This is a genomic window from Candidatus Methylacidiphilales bacterium (assembly GCA_028713655.1).
Lineage (GTDB): Bacteria > Verrucomicrobiota > Verrucomicrobiia > Methylacidiphilales > JAAUTS01 > JAQTNW01.
In genome coordinates, this window is the sequence record JAQTNW010000037.1 from 1 (window position 1) to 18134 (window position 18134).

Sequence of the window (18134 nt, forward strand, 5' to 3'; positions counted from 1 at the left end):
CGCCGATCCCCGCGTGCCATCACATGATAAATGGCCCCCGCAAACTCAATCCTGACCTGCCGCGCCATATCACCTGTCTATATTCCTTCTGGGTTTTGTCAAGATAAGACGACTGACCCCTTTTTCCCGCACGGCAACAGCCTGCGCGCGCTGGTGAAGTACCTCGACAACATTTCCGACCAGGACATCCTGGAATTGAACATTCCGACTGGCATGCCGCTGGTGTATGAACTCGATGCCAACCTGAAGCCCATCAAACATTATTATGTGGGCGACCCGGAAGAAGTGGCGAAAGCCATGGCGGCAGTCGCAGCCCAAGGGAAAGCGAAATAGCTTATCAGGCAGGATTTAACGCCCTAGTGGTCTATGCGCCGTCAAGGTTCGCCAATGCGGACCCTGACAAAGCGCTTGTCGGTGTTTGCAACACCGTCCGTAATCGTCACGCACTCAAAATGGTTGCCGGCCAGAAACAGAGCATAGTGAAAAGTCATAGACTTTTCACATTCTGAAAAATCCACTTGCGTTAACGGCGATGTCCCCTGAATAGTTGAAAAAGAGTCGGGTGGTTCCTTTGCTGCCGATCTGGGTGGTGAGGCTGCCTGGTGCGACATCACTCTTGTGGAATTATGGCATGGCGTACGGGGCGCCAGGGAGAAGCGTGAACTGGCCGAAATGGAAAATGAAATTGAACACATAGGGGTGGATGCAGCGACTTGGCGGCTGGCCTTCAGGCTTGCACTCCATTGCCGGGGAAAGGGCCTCACTGTCCCAATCAGCGACATTGTCATCGCTGCCTGTGCTGTGGCATATGGGTTGGAGCTGGAACATTGCGACAAACACTTCAATGAACTCCTGCCGCTGGCTCAATCACTTTGAAGTTCCCCATCTCTGTGGATAAGGTCCCTTCACGTTTTACAGCAAACATCACAGAGATCTCATGCGGTTCAACTCATAATCGACGTTGGCGAGGTGGTAATCCAGCGTGTACTTGAGCGCGGTGCGCAAATCCGTCTTGGGTTCCCAGCCGAGCTGTTTGCGGGCTTCCTCGATCTTCGGCACGCGCCAGGTCACATCCTGGTAGGCTTTTCCGTAATAGTCCGCGCTGCTGACCGATTCCATCTGGATGCCCTTCGCGATGTCCTCATAACCCGGATAGCCGGCGACCAGTTCGACAATCATTTCTGCCAGTTCCTTGATGGAGTAGTTCATGTCCGGGTTGCCGATGTTGAAAATCTTGCGCGAGGCGCTGCCATCCTTGTTTTCAATGATGCGCATGATGCATTCCACCCCGTCCTCGATGAACGTGAAACAGCGGCGCTGCGTCCCGCCATCGACCAGCTTGATCGGTTTTCCCTTGATGATGTTGTGCAGAAACTGGGTCACCACGCGGGAACTGCCTTCCTTCGGGTCATTGATGTCGTCCAGCTTGGGCCCGACAAAGTTGAACGGGCGGAACAGCGAGAAATCGAGCCCTTCCTTTTCGCCATAGGCCCAGATGACCCGGTCGAGCAACTGTTTGATGCAGGCGTAAATCCAGCGCTGCTTGGGAATCGGGCCGAGTACAAAGTTTGTGGTGTATTCGTCAAACTCCTTGTCCTCCACCAATCCATAGACTTCGGAGGTCGAGGGGAAGACCAGGCGCTTTTTCCACTTCACAACCTTGCGGATGACCTCGACGTTGGCCTCGAAATCCAGTTCGAAAACGCGGATCGGGTCCTTCACATAAAGCGACGGGGTCGCGATGGCGACCAGCGGGATGACCACATCACATTTGTTGATGTGATATTCGATCCACTCCTTGCTGATTGTGATGTCGCCTTCGAAAAAATGGAACCGTTCATGCTTCAGGACATGGCCGAGTTTATTGTTGGAAATGTCCATGCCATAGACTTCCCAATCTTCCTTTTCGGTCAGGATTTTCCAGACCAGGCTGCTGCCGATAAACCCGTTGACTCCCAGAATTAAAACTTTCATGGCTTTGTATAGAAGGGTTGATGCTACCCGCGTGCCGGCGTGGAAGTCCATTCGTAATCGGTAATCTCAAGAGCCCCTTCCCCGGCGGCAATCACCAGCGGTACCGTGCTCGTGATCGTGCCCGGAGCGGAAGAGAGGTCCAGCGGCTTCGCCCACCAGACTTTCAGGCGGCGGCCATCGGGAAAATCCGCGAAAGCGCCGGGATACGGCCGGGTCACGGCCCGCACCAGGTTGAAAATCCTGGAAGAAGGCCAGGCCCAGTCGATCCGTCCGTCCTCGGGGCCACGCCCCCCATAATATGTGGCCTGCGAATGATCCTGGACCATGCGTGGCGCTGTGCCGGACAACAGGGCCTTCAATTGCCGGTCCAGAACAAGACGCGAAGCCTCAACCACCCGCGTCATGACATGCAAGGCCGAGTCTTCCGGGCCGATGGGGACTTTTTCCTGGTCCACAATGTCGCCCGCATCCGGTTCCTGGACCATGTGGTGCAGCGTCGTTCCCGTAAAACTTTCCCCATTCAGCACGGCCCAGTTCACCGGGGCTTTGCCGCGATATTTCGGCAGATAGGAGCCGTGCATGTTGAACGCGCCAAGCCAGGCCAGTTTCAAAACCTGCGTGGAAATCATTTTCCGGTAATAAAAGGAGAGGATCAGCTCCGGCTCGATTTCGTTGCGGAATTTTTCGAGCCATTCCTGCGTGCCGGTTTTTTGGTCATAAAAAACTGTCAGGCCGTGAGACTCGGCCAGCTCCGGGACGGAACGAAACCAGCGTTGCTCGTGCGGGTCGTCCCGGTGGGTGAAAACAGCGGCGATGTTTGCGCCGCGGCTGATCAAAAGATCCAGGCAGGCATAACCGACCTCGCTGTAAGCAAAAACGACAATGCGCGGACGTTTCGGGCTCAAGACAGTTTCTCCAGGACCTTTTCAACAATGTAGCGTGGGCGCTGCTGCACCACCTGGTAAATGCGCCCCACGTATTCGCCTATCAACCCAACGCCCGCGATGACAACGCTGACCAGGAAAAAGAGGATGGCAAAGAGGGTGAAAACGCCCTCCACCTCGGATGCGCCCGGGTAAATAAAACGGCGGAACAGGAGCACGCCGACCAGGCCGAGGCTCATCATGCAGGACAAAAACCCGACACAGGTAAAAATATGAAGCGGCACCAGGGTGAACCCCGTGATAAGGTCAAAGTTCAAACGCAGCAGCTTCAACAGGCTGTACTTGGATGTACCGGCGCCGCGGCCTGAGTGCGCCACTGAAACCTCTCCCGGATTGGAGGCGAAGCGGTAGGCCAGCGCGGGAATGAAGGTGTGCAACTCATTACTGGAGACAATCGCCTGGACAACAGGACGGCTGTAGGCGCGCAACATGCAGCCCTGGTCCTCCATTTTGATATCGGTCATCATCTCGCGCAGGCGGTTGATCAGGGCCGAGGCATAACGCCGGAAAGCCGAATCCTGGCGGTTCTGGCGCACGCCGCCGATGGAATCATGCCCCTGCCCGTAACTGTCCACGAGTTTGGGAATTTCCTCGGGCGGATTTTGCAGATCGGCATCCAGGGTGACAATGACTTCGCCACGCACCCGCTCAAAGCCCGCAATGATGGCCATGTGCTGCCCGTAATTGCGGTTGAGCAACACCACGCGGATATGATCGGGCCGCTCCTGATGAAGCGAGGCAAGGATTTCGCGCGACCGGTCGCTGCTCCCGTCATCGACAAAAATAAGCTCCCAGGATTTTCCAAGCCGGTCCAGCGTGGCGCAGGCCCGCGCAAAGAGCGGGTCGAGATTCTTTTCCTCGTTAAAAACGGGAATGACAACGGAAAGATAAGGTTGGTTCATGCGGATTGGCACACTTTCTTGAGAGCCGCCACAACGCGGTCCTGGTCCTGTTCAGTCATGAGCGGGAAAAGCGGCAGACTGGCGATCCGGTCGGATACATGTTCGGCATTCGGAAAATCCCCGCGCTTGAAGCCCCAGTTTTTTTGATAATAAGAACTGAGGTGGACGGCCTGGTAATGGAGCCCCGTGCCGATGTCATGCTCCTTTAATTTTTGCATGAAGTCGTCGCGCGAAAATCCGAGCCGGTCGGCATCGACCAGTACCGTGAACAAATGCCAGGCATGGCGGTGGCGATAAGAAACCTTTCCGGGAAGCGCAAGTGTTGTTATGGGGCCGAGCAACTCATAATAGCGCATGGCCAAAGCCGTGCGTTTTTCAATGAACCCGTCCAGTGCCGGCAATTGATGGATGCCGAGCGCCGCCTGCATATCCATCATGTTGAATTTGTAACCCGCCAGGCTGATGTCGTATTGCGGGCTGCCCTGCCTGCTGAAACGTGCCCATGCCTCGCGGTCAATCCCGTGAAAGCGCAGCAGATTCACGCGCTTCTGCATCGCGGGGTCGCGGGTGACAATGCAGCCGCCTTCCCCGGTGGTCATGTTTTTATTGGGATGAAAACTGAAAACCTGGGTATCCCCAAAACTGCCAATCCGTTTGCCGTGATATTCCGTTCCGATGGCATGGGCGGCGTCTTCGATGACGCGCAGCCCGTGTTTTTTTGCCAGCGCATAGAGAGGGTCCATGTCCACCGGAAGGCCTGAAAAATGCACAGGCATGACGGCTTTGGTTCTGGGTGTGATGGCGGCCGCAACGCCGTCCGGTTCCATGTTGAGCGTGGACCGGTTGATATCCACCAGCTTCGGCGTACCGCCGGCCAGAACAATGCAATTGAGCGTGGCGGCAAACGTCATCGAACTGGTAATGACCTCGTCCCCGGGCTTGAGGTCCAGCGCCAGCAGCGCCATGAACAATCCCGCCGTCGCGGAGGTGCAACACTGGACGCCGGGCGTTTGAAAATAATCGGAAAGCATCGCCTCGAATTTTTGGACGCGCGGGCCGGTGGTGATCCAGCCGGAGCGGAGGCAATCGGACACCTCCTGGATGGCGGCCTCGCTGATCGTCGGGCGGGAAAAGGGCAGGAAATTTTCGCTCACGGTTTTAATGGTTTTTGGATGTTGGTTTCTGTCTTGCGATACAGGCGGTAGGATTCTTTTCCAGACCGGCGGCCCTCCCAAAACAACCGCCAGGACCCCTCCGGCGGAGGCCCCATCAGGTTGCCGGTCCGATAATCCCCCTGCATGAGAAAAACATCGCATTTCGCGTAATTGGCGGCATCGACTTCCGCGCGCCGCGTTTGGAGCCCGGCATAATATTCCAACAGCGCCCGCTGCGGTTCCCCCAGTCCACGGCTTCCGACCGGGCCGGAATAACCGCCCAGCGTCTGGCGGAGATCGACAAAAGTTTTCCGGTAACTCATATCCCAATTGATGGTAGGCAGCCAAAGGGTCATGACAAGGAGGTAGATCAATGCCAGCCCCGCCGTCCAGTTGATGAGGAGGGGGAATGGCCGGGCCGAGCGCGCGCCCAGCAGGACAAAAATCCAAAAGCCCGTCCCAATCAATGCGGCGGCCAACATCCCGCCATGAACGGCAAGCTGGTAGTCCGGAATCTTGCTGTGAAAAAATTGCCAGAAGATGCCGGGAACATGGGTCAACTGCGCAACCCAACCAAGCCAGACAAACGCAGCCAGCGGCGAAAACGCAATGAGGATCAGAAGTCTCCACCCGCGGCACACAAGGTCCGGCAGGGATTCCAGATGTCTCGTACCCAGCAAGGCAATGGGCAGCAACAACGGCAGGCCGTAGATTTCACGCTTCTGTCCGGAGAGAGTCAAAACCACGATCAAAACGAGAAAGCCCGCCAGAGGCAGGCTGACTTCAGCGGAAGTCCAGCCACGGATTTTTTCCTTCCACAGCGTCCAGAGCATCAGCGGAAAGCCGGGCAGGGCAAACCAAAGCAATTGAACAAAATAAAAACCATAGGTGACATGGTCGGTTGCTTCCCGTTGTCCCGTAAAACGGCCAAGGTTTTGTACCCAGAACCATTGGGCAAACAGATCGGGTGAACGTTCATACAATAGAGCCGGCCAGATCAGCACCCAGGGCAGCGCGCTGATTACCGCAACGGCCAGGCTGGCCCAATAACCGCGCGTGCGCCACACCCCTGAAACAACCGGCAGCAGCAGGCACGTCAGACCAAGGACCCCCGGCCCTATCAAGCCTTTGGATAAAAAGGCAATCCCCGTTCCCGCGCCCAACAACAAGCCGCCGGCCAGCGGGCGGCGCAGAGCCATCGCTAGACCCAGATAAGCCATGGCCATGCCGGCCAGCAAGGCGATATCCGTCACCATCATGTGGCCGATATGGAGCAAACCGGGGCTGGCGATCAGCAGGAGCGGCGCAATCCAACCCTTGCCGGGCCCGTAGAGCAGGCGCCCCGCACAACCCAGGCAGACAAAAGTGATGAGATGGAACAGAACGATGGAAAGCCGGGCCGCTTCGTAGGGTTGAAAGGGCGGAGCAAGCAAGCGCATAAAACCCGCGGCTGTCGCATAGAGCAGCGGAGGTTTTTCCATGAAGGGTTCGCCCCCCAGGGTAGGCACAATGAGATCCCCGGTTTTTGCAATATGAAACACCAACCCGAAGGAATAGGCCTCATCCGCCTTCCAAGGCTCGCGCCCGAAAAGTCCCGGCAGCAGCCAGGCTGCAAAGAGCAGGATCAGAATCGCTTTCTGCATCGCATTCCTGCAGCCGTCCTGCCGCTCTTCAATTTTCTGTGACCCTTCCATGTTCAAGCCATTACTCCCAACCTGCATATTTGATACTCATTTAAATGAGTCAACCTGTTAGCACCGGGACGCAACAACCGAAAGGCACGCGCTTGGCCCATGCAGATTATTGCAAAACCGCTTCCAACTAAGGCAGTTCCAATTCAAAAATCAAAGCAAAACACCCATTCAGGCGGTTTTGCTTACAGCCCGGATGTCGGAGTCCGTGGCTCTGTTCCAAGTTTTAAGTTTCGATCCTTGACCTTCCGCGAAGGAGGTTCGCGGGCAATTCGGAGGGCGTGCGAACGGATTAGGCGTTGATTTTACAACCGCTAAATCGTAGCATATAAGCATGCTGCATCAAACCGTTGACCTGCGAAGTTTGGAGCTTCACAAGGCGATTGCACAGAAGCTGCGTGGACAGCCTTCATTGCTGCAGACTGCCCGCAACAACGTGTCCCGTTGGCTGGCCCGCGACAGTTCCAGCCCCTACGACCCGGTCTCGGAGTGGAATGAAATTCTGACCCGGTGGTCTTTTGACGACATCCTTGCCCTTTTGGAAAGCGAGGACGAAGAAGCGGCACGGCTTCGCCAGTCCAGCCCTTTCCCGGGAGTTTTGAATGAAAGCGAGCGGCTCGCTATTCTGCGCAAGTATGAACCATTCCGAATTTGAACATATTGTCCGGGCGGCTTCATCTGTTACCAAAGAAAAGGAATTCATCGTCATCGGCAGCCAATCGGTGTTGGGGAAACTGCCCGACGCACCCCGAACCCTGCGACAATCCGTTGAATTGGATCTTTATCCAAAACATCGCCCCGATTTGGCTATTTTGATTGCCACTGCCGGCCAGGAACAAAAAGCGCTTCTAACCCAAAGATGGAAAATGATCCAGACCCGGAAGCAGGTCAAGACTCAGGAAAGACTCCAGGAAATCCGGAATAAAATAAGACAGAAACATCCGGGTTAAATCCTGTTCCTTTTTCGCGTGGTTCGCGGACAAGGCCAAACTCCAGCCCAGAAAATGCCTTGCTTCCTGCGGCGCTTGATCTTATGTTATGCGTCATGAGAGCAACCTTACAGTCCGGCGCTGCCCAGCCCTTCCAGGCCGGCGCCACGCTCTCGATTTCCATTATTATTGCGATTCAAACCGCCTGACAGGCGTTTGACCTTCGTGCAGCCTGCCAAACGCTTTTATCACAGGATGAGCACTAATTTTCAGTACCCTTAAAAAACATGAAACAACCTCCAGTCACCATCTACGACACGACCCTGCGGGACGGTTCCCAGGGAGAGGGCATTAACTTTTCCCTGGCCGACAAACTCAGGCTGGCGGAGCGCTTGTGCGCGTTCGGCGTCCATTATATCGAGGGCGGCTGGCCCGGATCGAACGAAAAGGACATCGCCTTTTTCTCCGAAGCCTCGCGCAAAAATTGGGGCGCCACAAAAATCGCGGCCTTCGGAAGCACCCGCAAAGCCGGTGTCGCGGTTGAGCAGGACCCGCAGGTACGCATGTTGTTGGATGCCGAAACGCCCGTCGTGACTTTTTTTGGAAAGTCATGGCTGTTGCATGTTGAAAAAGTCCTCCGCACCACGGCGGAAGAAAATCTGCGCATGATCTTTGACACCGTCGCGCACCTCAAAAAGCACGGGCGCGAGGTGATCTACGATGCCGAGCATTTTTTCGACGGCTATAAAGCCGACCCGGCCTATGCCCTGAAAACTCTTCAAGCAGCCCAGGACGCCGGCGCAGAATACCTCGTGCTGTGCGACACCAACGGCGGCAGCCTGCCCGGGGAAGTGCGTGAAATCACAAAAACCGTCGCTGAGAAAGTGAAAGCAAAGCTGGGTATCCACACGCATAATGACTGCGGGTTGGGAGTGGCCAACGCACTGGCTGCCGTTGAAAACGGCGCCTTGCAGGTCCAAGGCACCATGAACGGGTTCGGCGAACGCACCGGGAACTGCAACCTGACAACCGTCATCCCGTTGTTGGAGCTAAAAATGGGCCTGCCCGCTCTGCCACAGGGGCATCTGCGCCAGTTGTGCGAGGTTTCGCGCTTTGTGGACGAAATCGCCAACCTGCACCACGACAGCCGGGCGCCGTTTGTCGGGCTTTCCTCCTTCGCTCACAAGGGCGGGATGCATGTCAATGCGGTGAATAAAACCGACGTCAGTTACGAGCATATCGAGCCCAGGCTTGTGGGCAACCGGCAGCGCATCCTGGTCGGCGAATTGTCCGGCCGCACCAACGTCATGCTGAAAGCCCGCGAGCTCGGGCTTCATCTGGAGGAAAAAGACCCCGCCACCCGGAAAATCCTGGATCGGATCAAGACCCTGGAAATGGAAGGGTATGAATTTGAAGCGGCAGACGCTTCGTTTGAACTGCTGGTCCGAAAGGCCTTAAAGCCGCACAAGCCCTTCTTTGAACTGGAGGAATACCACACCACCATCCGCAAAAACATGGCGCATGACTTCAGCACCTGCGAAGCCACGTTGAGAATCCGCATCCAGGGGAACCTCGTGCATACGGTCGCCGAGGGGGATGGGCCCATCAATGCGCTCGATCAATCCTTCCGCAGCGCTCTGATGCAACACTATCCCCAAATCGCCCGCGTCTCACTCATCGATTACAAGGTGCGCATCCTCAACACGGGATCCGGCACGGCTGCGCGCACGCGCGTGCTGATTGAATCGTCCGACGGCCACCATGAATGGGGAACCGTCGGGGTGTCCGACAACGTGATTGAAGCGAGCTGGCTGGCCCTGTCAGACAGCGTGGAATACTATCTCTTGAAACAACAGGAAAACTGATCCGCCCGGACGGCTGGCTTTCCCGCGGGAAAATGGATTATTCCCACTTGACGTACTGATCGGGCTTCTCCGTTTCCTCGTCCTCGGCCTCATCGGCGGCTTTGATCGCGCGCTTCAAATAGACCATCCATGTAAGCCCTCCAATGAAAAGGCCCAAGCCAAGCGGCAAGAGGGCAAAGACCACGACAAAAGCCCAACCCAGAACCTCAAAGGCTTCGTGGATTGAAAGTTTTTGCGAGGTGAGCAGGCTGAGAATGGCAAACCCGATCGGAACGATGGTAAGCAAAATCCCAACGCCCGTTATCATGTTAGCCAAATTGAACCGTTTTTCCAAGTTCGCCTTCATCGCGTGATTCCTTTTTTAATTGCGGACCGCATTTTCAATTGGAGTCTTCGTATCCAGTGTCAAAATAATCGACATCGCCAGTTTTTAGCGAGTTCGCAGGCCTGTCAATCCGGATTTTTCTCCCGGCCCGGTTTGTTAGAAGGCCCGTCCGGGAAAATATCCCTCGCAACTGCCTGAAGCTCGTAAACCATGTTTTGCAGGATATCCGAGGATTGCTTCATTTTCTCCAGATAATCGGCAAATCGCGGGTTTTCCCCGCCGTATTTTTCAAGCAGGGGAAGATACCCGATCAGGGGGCTCAATTGATTGCTCAAGCGGTGGATCATGCCGCGAATCTCGCCTCCCCGTTCCCGTTTCAGCCATAATTCCAAAATTTCCCAGTCCGAGGGCCTTGTAATCTTCAGATTCAGGCGCCCGCTCTCTGCCAGATAAACCGGGTGGCCCAGCCGTTCCACCGCAGCCGCATCATCCGTGACGGGAACCCCCGCGGCCTGCACCTTGGCATACGCTTCACAGATCAAGTCCCTGCGAAATACCTGAGGGGTGCCCATGGCCCAGATGTTGGAGCGGTCCAGCGTCTGGAGCACCCGGGCCTGTTCGTCCGCCTGCTTTAATGTGTCGGAAGCCCGATGAGCCGTCACTGCCGCTCCCTTTTCACGCGCCATCGACAAGACCCCTTCAATCAAATCCTCCGCCAGGAGGGGCCGGGCCGCATCATGAATCAAAACCTCCCCGGTCCCGTCCGAAATCTTCCGCAGACCCTCAAACACGGAATCCTGACGCTCTACTCCACCCAAAATGACATGGACCGGATTGTCTCCGGGCGTTTCCCGGACCAGTTCACCGACCCTGTCCCGGATGTCCTCCCGGGTCACCAGGATAATTTCCAGGATAGAAGGCGATTCCTTTAGCGCCTGCAGGGAATAGCACAAGACCGGACGGCCTGCCAACGGCGTCAGTATTTTGTCAAAACCCAGCCTGCGGCTGCTCCCGGCGGCCAGCAGAATGGCGGAACAGGTTTTCATCGCTGGCGGTCTTTGGTCAGTTCCGATTTTTTGCCGTCATCCTCTTTGGCGGGCTCGCCGGACAGGTCCTTGTAAAACAAAACGCCGCGTTTGCGCAGGTTGAAACTCAGTTGCTTGAAGTTTTGGATGGCGTCGCGCAGGTCGGCTGCAACTTTTTGGTCCTTCATCAACATATAAACCGCCCCTTTCCCGCCTTCCGCATCCGCCATGAAATGGTCCACCCGCGCCAGAATGCTCTTGGCGCTGGCCACGGCCGCCGAGATGTCCCCCGCCGTTTTGTCCGTCAATATCTGCTTGTCCACCTTCTCCGAAATCCGGTCCAGACGCTGGACGATGGGCTGCATCTCCTCCGCCAGATCACCGATGCTCTTTTGCTGGTCCTGCATTTCCGGCACCCGCTCGCCATTCGTTAAATAACGTCCGGAAGAATCCTTGGGCGGAATCACATCCACAAACCGGTCTCCCAATAGGCCATAGGAGCCGATGCGGTATTTGGCGTTATCGGGGATTTTGACGTCGGAATGGATCCGCAGGATCAATTCCACCGCGTCTCCGTGTTCTATGATCAAGGGTGGGGAAATAACCGATCCCACCTTGGCGCCCCGGTACAGCACCTGGGAGTTTTTAATGATGCCGCTGGCGTTCGGAAACGGCACCACAATGTCGTAGGAACGTTTGAACATTTCGCCGAAGCGGCCGAAGGCCACGACCAGCACACCGGCGGCGATCAGCCCCAATAAAACAAAAGATCCAACTTTGATTTCCAGATTGCGTTCTTTCATACAATTGCATCCTGTGGTTCCGAGATTCCCTTCACAAATTTCCGCACCGCCGGGTCGGCGCTTTTTTGCATCTGTTCCGGCGTGCCCTCGTAATAAATCCGCCCTTCATGCAGATAGCATATCCGGTCGGCGACCTCGTAGGCGCTGACCATATCGTGCGTCACCACAATGCAGGACATGTTGAGCTTTTCCCCGAGCCTGACAATCAGCTTGTTAATGCTGTCCGACACGATCGGGTCCAGCCCCGTTGTCGGTTCATCATACAACATCAACTCCGGGCGGCTGATCACCGCGCGCGCCAAGGCCACCCGCTTTTTCATTCCGCCGCTGAGCTCCGCGGGCATTTTCTTTTGTTGCCCCGGCAAATCCACAATTTCCAAAGCCTCGCCCACCCGGCTCCGGATCTCGTTTTCTGCCAGGCCTCCCTGTTCCACCAATGGAAAGGCCAGGTTCTCCTCAACCGACAACGAATCAAAAAGCGCCCCGTTTTGAAACAACATTCCAATATGACGGCGGTATGGGTTCAACTGTTCCTCCGTCAATTGCGACATATTCACGTCCTTGAACATAACTTCGCCCGAATCCGGCTGCATCAGGCCCATGATATGGCGAAGCAGCACACTCTTCCCGCCGCCACTGCGCCCGATGACCACCACGTTCTCGCCCGTCCCAACCTTCAAATTCACCCCTTTCAACACGGGTGCGCCGTTGAGCGACTTTGTTAAATTTCGAATTTCGAGCATGGCGGTTATTTATCGCTTAAAAACAGGCTGTTCAGGAGAAACGTGAAAAAGAAATTGGAAACCAGCAGGGCCAGGGAGGAATTGACCACCGCTTCGGTCGTCGTCCGGCCCACGCCCGCCGTCCCCATCTGCGGGTTGAAGCCTTTGTAACAGGACATGACCACAATAATGATGCCGAATAAAAATCCCTTTGACAGGCCGATCATGACATCGCTCACATCGGTGAACTTGACGGTATTGTCCCAATAATAAGCCCCATCCACGCCCAAAATGGGAACCGCCACGATATAGCCGCAACCGATGCCGACCGCCAGCGCAAGCCCGGTCAGAATCGGGGCCGAAATCATCATGGCCAAAAATCGCGGCACCGCCAGATACTCAATCGGGTAAACCCCCAGCGCGCGCAATGCGTCAATCTGCTCGGTGATTTTCATGGATGAAATTTCCGCCGCCATCGCCGCCCCCACGCGCCCCGCCAGCAGCAGGCAGCACAGCACCGGCCCCAGTTCGCGGCACATGGCCACGGAAACAGTCGGCCCGACCGCCGACTCCATTCCCAGTTTTACAAATTGAAAATGTACCTGGGCGGCAAAAACGGCCCCGGTAAAGGCGCCGGTCGTTAAAATCACAAACTGCGATTTGATCCCGATGAAATAAACCTGTTCAAAAAACAACCTCCAGCGGATGGGATATTGTACCATGCAGCGCAGGATATTGCCAAATAACAGCGAGATTTCTCCCGCCGCCCGGATGCCCACAATCAGTCTGGCCCCAAATCCGGCAATTATATTTTCCACAGCTTCAGACATGCAGATTGCCTTCATAGAGGGTCTGCGCGGAATAGAAAAGCATGGAGTTACAGTTCTGCAACGGCTCGATTTAGGATTTGCCCCCATCCCACCAAGCTCCTATATACAGGAATGCGATTTTCCGCTTCTTTCCCTCCTGCGGTTCTTTCCACTTTAATCTTTTTTTCCGGCACGCCTTTGCTGCTCGCCCAATCCCGGACGTCCTCCCCACCTCCGGAAAATCTCAGTATCCTGGAAATGATCCAATCCGTCGGCTGGGTGCTCATCCCGCTTGTCCTCCTGTCCCTGCTCGTCATCGCCCTCATCGTTTTCAACTTTCTCTGGCAGCGCAAGTCCAACGTGGCTTCCGTCGAATTCCTCGATGACGCGCAGCACAACCTGAAAAGCCGGAAGCTGGAAGACCTTGTCGAAACCTGCCGCCGCCACAAGGGCGCCTGCCCCAAGGTGATCGGAAAAATCGTCGAATTCGCCCGCGAAAATCCGGAGACCACCCTCGAAGGCCTTAAAGAAATCGCCGAAGCGGAAGGCGCGCGCCAGGCCGCCCGCTTCAACCGGCCCAACCTCCTTCTCATGGATCTTGGCGTCATGGCGCCCATGGTCGGACTGCTGGGCACCGTCGTCGGCATCCTGCGCTCATTCGGAAACATTGCCAGTGATGCCACGCCGATGCGCACCGTGGTGCTGGCAGGCGGTGTGTCCCAGGCCCTCATGTCCACCGCAATAGGGCTCGTGGTCGGCCTCACCGCCATGCTGTTCTATGCCTATTTCCGCGGGCGCGTCCAGGCCCTCGTCACGTTCTTCGAAATAACCCTCACCGAACTCCAGATCAAAACCTACAACTGCCTGGCCAAAGGCCGCTAAACCCGCTCCGGCCAACTTCCATGCGACTTGGGAAACATATTGCCAATGAGCCAATGGCGCTCCAGCTCGCGCCGTTTATCGACGTCATTTTGTTTCTGCTGACCTTCTTCCTGCTGACCTGGAAAATCGCGCGCTACGAAGCCGAGCTCGGCGTCAGCTTGCCCGTGGCCAAACAGGCTGAAATTTCCAAGCGCATGCCCGGCGAAATTCTCATCAACGTGGATCGCGCCGGGAACATCATCATCAATAAAAAAATCCTGACCCCCGCCGGCCTGCAACAAATCCTCACCCAGGTGGCGGCGGATTTTCCCGACCAGGCCATCATCCTGCGCGCCGATAAAGCCACCAATTATCAGAACGTGATCAATGTCATCGACATTTGCAAGGCGGCCAAGGTGTGGAACATCGCCTTCACCACCATGGAACCGGCCCAGAGCCAGAACCCGCCTGCGACGCCTTAAGTCCTGTTTTACCACCAAGGCACGAAGACACCAAGGATGAGGGGGATTGATTACTTTATTAATTTCCCGACTTGAGCCATAATCCGAATTTAAAGTCACGTTACTGCGTGTTTCCATTAAGCGGTTTACTCATTCTTTGGCCCCCTAAAAACAACCGACTCTTATTCCAGTTTTTCCTGTATCTGCGTTTATCTGTGTAATCAGCGGTTGAAAATGTATAGACAGGATTTCTGGATTGCCGCTGCGACCGCTTCTGAAATTCTGAATTCAAAATTCTGCATTCATCAGTTCTCCACCCGGATCTGCTCCAAAGACCTGACCTGGATTTGCAAGGTGTCGCGATAGGTCTCCACGACACCGCTCACGCGCAACTTCTTCCCAACATATGATTCGAGCTTTTCCTTTGCAAGCGGGGGATTGAAGTCCGCCGGGAAAAACACAAGGGCCAGCGACTCCCGGTAATGGTCCGCGAAATTCAAATAATAAATCGATCCAGATCGGTTGCTCCCAACCCGCAGAGGGCTGCCTGCAATCACCGATTCCATTCCCACCCTTGATTTCAACCGGCTTAAATCGCGCGGATCAAATACCACATTGTCTGCACTGCCCCAGGAAGCCGCGTTTCCCCCATTCACAGCCGGATAAGCATGCCGGACGGTGGTGGGCCGAACCGTCTTCCCGCGCCATAACCCAATCAAGGCAATCACAGCCAGGCATCCGGCTGTCCCCGTGGCAAGCATCCGGAAAAAATACCGCTGCCGTTTCCTTCGCTGAACGGAAAGACGGCCCTCCCCGACAAGGCTCCGCGTTTTAAAATCAAACTTCCCATTCCCGCCAAGTTCCTCCAGCTCACTCAACGCCCGCGCGGCAGTCGCAGGCCGTTCCCCGGGATCACGCCGCATCAAGCGCCGCAGCCAGTTTGCAAACCCCGCGCTCAACTCCGGCCGCAGCCGCACCAAATCCTCGGGTTCCTGATACAGATGCGACGCAACGACTTCCTGGATGGTTTTGCCTCCGTGCGCGGTTTTACCAGCCAGCGCATAATAAAAAACATTGCCCAGGGAATACAAATCCGACCGCGCATCGACCGGCTCTCCGGAAAATTGTTCCGGAGCGATGAAATAAATCGAGCCCATGATCGAACCGTCCGCTTCCAGGGTTTGCTGCTGGGGCTTTTGCTGGAACTTGGCGAGACCGAAATCGAGAATCTTAACCATCGGCCCGTTGGTGGAAGGAACCAGCATCAGGTTGGCCGGCTTCAGGTCGCGATGGATCACCCCCTTCTCGTGCGCAGCGTGCAAGGCCAGCAGACTTTGCCGCGCGATGTCGCGCACTTCGGTCTCGGACTTTATTTGATGTTCCACCGATTTGTCAAGCGTTTCTCCCGCAAGATATTCCATGATGAAATACGGGCCCTGCTCGTCTTCACCGAAATCATAAAGCGTGACAATCCCGGGATGCTGCAAGGCAGCCAGGGCGTTGGCCTCACGCCAGCCGTCGGAACTTGGGAAGGCTTCGTCGAATCGTCGGTGCAGGCGCTTGAGCGCCACGGGGCGCTGCAACTTTTCATCCCGCGCATAATAGACCGCCCCCAGCCCGCCTTCGCCAAGCGGTTGAAGAATCCGGTAACGCCCGGCAACCGGCGGAGGCAGTTGGGTTTCCATCCGTCCACCCAATCACAACCGTGTCACAGGCAGGTTAATTTTTCGAGAAGGCCAGGAAACAAGATGGATGGAGGTGAAGAATGTAGAATTTAGAAGACAGGAGTCAGAAGACAGAAGCCGGAGGGCGGCACAGTCAGAACATAGGTAACACTTGGGACTTGAAACTGAAAATCCGCCACAGGACGGATTCGCCGGGCGCGAACTTGAAACTATCGGTAGCGCACCCATTCCTGCCATCTCTCCCTGTCCTTGAAGATTGGCAATGAATCTGAAACAGGATCATTGCGCCGCAGACGAAAATCCTTCCCGAAAAGAATATCGCCCTCTTCTTCGGATAGCGGATAAGGCGGCCCTTCGGGCTCCTGTCCGTACCAAAAGAAACCAACCAGGCTCCCGCCGGGAACCAGCAATTTGGCAACCCGCTCCTTGTAATCATTCCGGCGCGCCGGGGGCAACGCGCAAAGAAACGTGCGCTCATAGATCAGGTCGAAGCTGTGTTGCTTGAAATCCTGCGTAAAGAAATCCCCGCACACAATCCGCTCGGCAATTTCTCCCAGCACAGTCTGTGCGCGTTCGCGCGCGCCGGGCGAAAAATCAATTCCAGTCACGTTGTATCCCGCCTCATGGAATGCCTGGATCTCATAACCCGAACCGCAACCGGGAATCAAAACCGTGCCTGGGGTTGATGAGCGTGCCAGAAACGACTTCAACGCGCGCGGGACACCGCCGAAGTCCCACGGAGTTTTTCCCGTGGCATACCGGCTGCTCCAAAAGTCCGGATGGGTGCTGTCGCTTGTTTCATCCATAATGGAAAAATCGACTCTAATCGGGAATTGGCAAGGGGGAACGGAATTAAACCACGAAATGCACAAACAAAAAGATTGGCCACAAAAGAGCGCAAAGGAACAGCCGTAGCGACCGTTGCTGCCGAACAAATCCGCCCGGTAGGAAGGCGTGAGATTCCTCATGCCCGCGAATTGGCACATCGCTAACCCTGATGTTTCACACGCTTCTGAAAAATCCCGCAAAGTGGCCAGTCCAAAGGCCGGGCAGAAATAGGGGCACAGCCACATCCGGGTTAATAACAAAACCACCTGAATGAGAATTTTTGAATTGGGAACGCCCTATTTTGAGGCGATTTTGCAATAACCTGCATGTATCCAGTGCGTGTCTTTCCACTGTTGTGCCACAGCGCTAACAGGTAGATCATTAAAATGAGCATGAAAGATGCAGGTTAGGAAGTTTTTAACTTTTTCAGCGCGGTAGCGGCAGCCTCGATCTCCGCGGTTTTCTTGCTGGAGCCGCTGCCACGCCCCAATTCCGCGCCTTCCGACATGACGATTACACGGTAGTGTTTCGCGTGGTCGGGGCCTTCCTCGCTCTCCACCACATATTCCGGCGTGGTTTTTCCCATCGCCTGCAGGCACTCCTGCAACGCGCCCTTCGGATTGAAAAGTTCCACCTTGTCCTTGTGCTCATCGATCCAGCTTTGCAGAACCGGTTCGAGCCAGGCGGCGCTGCTTTCAAAATCGCCATCGACAAAAATTGCGCCAATGATGGCTTCCATCGCGTCCGCCAGATTGGAGGATTTCGAGCGCCCGTGATTGAGAATTTCCCCCCGGCCAAGAATCAAAAACTGGCCGAGCTGGAATTGATTTGCAATGGATTCCAGGGTTTTCCGGTTGACGATGGCCGCGCGCAGGCTGGTGAGATTGCCCTCGTCGAAATTCGGGAGCTGGCGGTACAGTTGGCGCGTCAGCACCAATTGCAGGACCGCATCACCCAAAAATTCCAGCCTTTGGTTGTCAGGCAATTTTTGCCTCAATTCATGCCCGCAGGAGGGATGCGTGAGCGCTGTCCGCAACAGCTTTTCGTCCCGGAAATGGTAGCCGAGGATTTCTTCAAGTTTGGCTGTTTCGTTCATTGGATAATTAGGTTTCCGCTACGCTATAAAATTCATTTAACCACGGATATCACGGATGAG

Annotated in this window: 19 protein-coding genes and 1 pseudogene; 7 read left to right on the top strand and 13 right to left on the bottom strand. The window is 55.5% G+C overall.

Annotation, left to right across the window (positions count from 1 at the left end):
* Window positions 1-129: 129 nt before the first annotated feature.
* Together PHD76_11480 and PHD76_11485 are read left to right on the top strand one after the other, a co-directional pair.
* Window positions 130-333 (top strand): annotated as a pseudogene (locus tag PHD76_11480) (2,3-bisphosphoglycerate-dependent phosphoglycerate mutase).
* A gap of 249 nt (window positions 334-582) precedes the next feature.
* Window positions 583-876, top strand: a complete 294-nt coding sequence (locus PHD76_11485) for a PIN domain-containing protein (GenBank protein MDD5262456.1) — start codon at window positions 583-585, stop codon at window positions 874-876.
* A 48-nt stretch (window positions 877-924) separates the two neighbouring features.
* On the opposite strand, the gene PHD76_11490 is transcribed toward PHD76_11485, so the two are convergent.
* From PHD76_11490 to PHD76_11510, 5 genes are read right to left on the bottom strand one after another with little or no spacing between them, the layout of a single operon-like run.
* On the bottom strand, window positions 925-1974 hold the full coding sequence (locus PHD76_11490; protein ID MDD5262457.1) for a bifunctional UDP-4-keto-pentose/UDP-xylose synthase: 1050 nt from the start codon (window positions 1972-1974) through the stop codon (window positions 925-927).
* Window positions 1975-1997: 23 nt separating this feature from the next.
* On the bottom strand, window positions 1998-2879 hold the full coding sequence (locus PHD76_11495) for a formyltransferase (protein MDD5262458.1): 882 nt from the start codon (window positions 2877-2879) through the stop codon (window positions 1998-2000).
* Window positions 2876-3820 (bottom strand): glycosyltransferase, encoded by a 945-nt coding sequence (locus PHD76_11500; protein ID MDD5262459.1) that lies wholly within the window; start codon window positions 3818-3820, stop codon window positions 2876-2878. Before PHD76_11500 ends, PHD76_11495 begins: the two co-directional genes overlap by 4 nt.
* Entirely contained in the window at window positions 3817-4974 is a 1158-nt protein-coding gene (locus tag PHD76_11505; GenBank protein ID MDD5262460.1) for a DegT/DnrJ/EryC1/StrS family aminotransferase, read from the bottom strand. Before PHD76_11505 ends, PHD76_11500 begins: the two co-directional genes overlap by 4 nt.
* Window positions 4971-6668, bottom strand: coding sequence for a glycosyltransferase family 39 protein (locus tag PHD76_11510; protein MDD5262461.1), 1698 nt, complete (start codon window positions 6666-6668; stop codon window positions 4971-4973). The genes PHD76_11505 and PHD76_11510 overlap by 4 nt, the downstream gene beginning before the upstream one ends.
* A 331-nt stretch (window positions 6669-6999) precedes the next feature.
* Between PHD76_11510 and PHD76_11515 the strand changes: the two genes are divergently transcribed.
* The 3 genes from PHD76_11515 (at window position 7000) to cimA (ending at window position 9459) form a co-directional block, all read left to right on the top strand.
* Complete coding sequence (locus tag PHD76_11515) at window positions 7000-7320, top strand: hypothetical protein (protein ID MDD5262462.1); 321 nt, start codon at window positions 7000-7002, stop codon at window positions 7318-7320.
* Window positions 7301-7615: a hypothetical protein gene (locus PHD76_11520; GenBank protein ID MDD5262463.1), complete on the top strand. Its 315-nt coding sequence runs from the start codon at window positions 7301-7303 to the stop codon at window positions 7613-7615. Before PHD76_11515 ends, PHD76_11520 begins: the two co-directional genes overlap by 20 nt.
* A 266-nt stretch (window positions 7616-7881) precedes the next feature.
* Complete coding sequence (cimA, locus tag PHD76_11525) at window positions 7882-9459, top strand: citramalate synthase (GenBank protein MDD5262464.1); 1578 nt, start codon at window positions 7882-7884, stop codon at window positions 9457-9459.
* Between the two features lie 37 nt (window positions 9460-9496).
* Here the strand turns inward: cimA and PHD76_11530 are convergent, their stop codons facing one another.
* The 5 genes from PHD76_11530 to PHD76_11550 form a co-directional block, all read right to left on the bottom strand.
* Window positions 9497-9766: a hypothetical protein gene (locus PHD76_11530; GenBank protein MDD5262465.1), complete on the bottom strand. Its 270-nt coding sequence runs from the start codon at window positions 9764-9766 to the stop codon at window positions 9497-9499.
* Between the two features lie 143 nt (window positions 9767-9909).
* Window positions 9910-10830 (bottom strand): 2-C-methyl-D-erythritol 4-phosphate cytidylyltransferase, encoded by a 921-nt coding sequence (gene ispD, locus PHD76_11535; protein ID MDD5262466.1) that lies wholly within the window; start codon window positions 10828-10830, stop codon window positions 9910-9912.
* Window positions 10827-11612 carry an MlaD family protein gene (locus PHD76_11540; GenBank protein ID MDD5262467.1) on the bottom strand — a complete coding sequence of 262 codons (786 nt, stop codon included), beginning with the start codon at window positions 11610-11612 and terminating at the stop codon, window positions 10827-10829. Before PHD76_11540 ends, ispD begins: the two co-directional genes overlap by 4 nt.
* A complete protein-coding gene (locus tag PHD76_11545; protein MDD5262468.1) occupies window positions 11609-12355 on the bottom strand; it encodes an ABC transporter ATP-binding protein in 747 nt (248 codons plus the stop codon). The genes PHD76_11540 and PHD76_11545 overlap by 4 nt, the downstream gene beginning before the upstream one ends.
* A 5-nt stretch (window positions 12356-12360) precedes the next feature.
* On the bottom strand, window positions 12361-13164 hold the full coding sequence (locus PHD76_11550) for an ABC transporter permease (protein MDD5262469.1): 804 nt from the start codon (window positions 13162-13164) through the stop codon (window positions 12361-12363).
* Window positions 13165-13401: 237 nt separating this feature from the next.
* Here PHD76_11550 and PHD76_11555 point away from each other — a divergent pair, with 237 nt between their 5' ends.
* The gene (locus PHD76_11555) at window positions 13402-14025 is read left to right on the top strand and encodes a MotA/TolQ/ExbB proton channel family protein (GenBank protein MDD5262470.1); all 624 of its coding nucleotides are present in this window, start codon (window positions 13402-13404) and stop codon (window positions 14023-14025) included.
* A gap of 20 nt (window positions 14026-14045) precedes the next feature.
* The gene (locus PHD76_11560) at window positions 14046-14486 is read left to right on the top strand and encodes a biopolymer transporter ExbD (GenBank protein ID MDD5262471.1); all 441 of its coding nucleotides are present in this window, start codon (window positions 14046-14048) and stop codon (window positions 14484-14486) included.
* A gap of 284 nt (window positions 14487-14770) precedes the next feature.
* Here the strand turns inward: PHD76_11560 and PHD76_11565 are convergent, their stop codons facing one another.
* The 3 genes from PHD76_11565 to rnc all read right to left on the bottom strand — a co-directional run bounded on the left by PHD76_11565 (window position 14771) and on the right by rnc (window position 18074).
* Window positions 14771-16150, bottom strand: coding sequence for a protein kinase (locus PHD76_11565; GenBank protein MDD5262472.1), 1380 nt, complete (start codon window positions 16148-16150; stop codon window positions 14771-14773).
* 209 nt (window positions 16151-16359) lie between these two features.
* Entirely contained in the window at window positions 16360-16956 is a 597-nt protein-coding gene (locus PHD76_11570) for a methyltransferase domain-containing protein (protein ID MDD5262473.1), read from the bottom strand.
* Between the two features lie 428 nt (window positions 16957-17384).
* Window positions 17385-18074 carry a ribonuclease III gene (rnc, locus tag PHD76_11575; protein MDD5262474.1) on the bottom strand — a complete coding sequence of 230 codons (690 nt, stop codon included), beginning with the start codon at window positions 18072-18074 and terminating at the stop codon, window positions 17385-17387.
* Window positions 18075-18134 lie beyond the last annotated feature (60 nt).